Origin of the sequence: Shigella sp. FC1567 (assembly GCF_001743015.1) — a bacterium.
Classification (GTDB): Bacteria; Pseudomonadota; Gammaproteobacteria; order Enterobacterales; family Enterobacteriaceae; genus Escherichia; species Escherichia coli.
In genome coordinates this window covers 1-1,597 of record NZ_MIIV01000260.1, presented here as the reverse complement: position 1 = coordinate 1,597, position 1,597 = coordinate 1, and the positions used below count along the sequence as shown (strand labels likewise).

The following is a 1,597-nucleotide window of genomic DNA, read 5'->3' as shown; positions in this document are numbered from 1 at the left end:
TCAAGGGACCAGTTTCAAATCACTAAATCTTTCTATTGAAGCGCCATCTGGAGCACGGTCATCATTTCGGTCACTTGAGCATCTCGATAAGGTGTCCAGGCACTATATCTCTGAGATAATACAAAAAGTTCATCCTCTTTCTTCAGACGAACGTCACTTACTTTCTATTATTATTAATTCTAATTTTAACTTCAGACATCAAAGTAACTCTAATCTGTCAAATAATATTCTTAATATTAAATCCTTTGATAAAATTCAGTCTGAAAATATACAAACACATAAGAATACATACTCTGAGGATATTAAAGAAATCTCTAACCACGATTTTGTTTTTTTTGGGGTTGAAATTTCCAATCATCAAGAAAAACTCCCGCTAAATAAAACACATCATACTGTAGATTTTGGCGCCAATGCGTATATCATTGATCATGACTCTCCATATGGATATATGACATTAACCGATCACTTTGATAATGCTATTCCACCTGTTTTTTACCATGAGCACCAATCATTTTTCTTAGATAACTTTAAAGAGGTTGTGGATGAAGTTAGCAGGTATGTGCATGGTAATCAGGGGAAAACTGATGTTCCAATATTTAACACTAAAGATATGAGGCTTGGAATTGGGTTGCATCTTATTGATTTTATAAGAAAGAGTAAAGATCAAGGATTCAGAGAGTTTTGTTATAACAAAAATATTGATCCTGTTAGTCTGGATAGAATTATAAACTTTGTGTTTCAGCTTGAGTATCATATACCAAGAATGCTAAGTACAGATAACTTCAAAAAAATAAAACTCAGAGACATATCTTTGGAGGATGCGATTAAAGCATCTAATTATGAAGAGATTAACAATAAAGTGACTGATAAAAAAATGGCTCATCAGGCCCTTGCTTATTCTTTAGGCAATAAAAAAGCTGATATAGCACTTTATTTACTATCTAAATTTAATTTTACAAAACAAGATGTCGCAGAGATGGAGAAAATGAACAACAATAGATATTGTAATCTGTATGATGTTGAATACTTACTTAGTAAAGATGGTGCCAACTATAAAGTGCTAGAATATTTTATCAATAATGGATTGGTTGATGTAAACAAAAAATTTCAAAAAGCAAATAGTGGGGACACTATGCTTGACAATGCAATGAAAAGCAAAAATCCAAAAATGATTGATTTTTTATTAAAAAATGGAGCAATATTAGGCAAACGATTTGAGATATGACCTAAAAGCTCGGCCAAATAATAATGTCGTCGATTATCGAAGTCATCATGAGTGATTCTGTCCCCACAGTGCAGCATCAGCATGACAGTGAATTGTCTGGCGTGGTCCATTTAATGAGATGGAGATGGTCCCTCTTTCCTAAATAGCTGTGCCTAATACCGCTACACTTTTGCCAGCCCATGTTTGCCTCCGGGGAATGGGCTGACGGTTCCTTCAAAATCCATTGCACGCAGTTATGTCGGAGCGGGAACTTGACTCCTGTCTTTACGGGAGTGAGGTAGCCTGAGTTTAACGGACACTCCTTCCTGAAATAGAATGGCATCAGAAGGAGCCAATAATGAGCAGAAAAACCCAACGTTACTCTACGGAGTT

The 1,597-nt window shown here is 35.2% G+C and carries 1 protein-coding gene; it reads left to right on the top strand.

What is annotated here, in order from left to right; translation table 11 throughout:
* The coding region (gene ospC4, locus BHE85_RS15125; protein WP_158512899.1) for a type 3 secretion system effector OspC4 at positions 1 to 1,225 on the top strand (1,225 nt) is incomplete at its 5' end.
* Positions 1,226 to 1,597 lie beyond the last annotated feature (372 nt).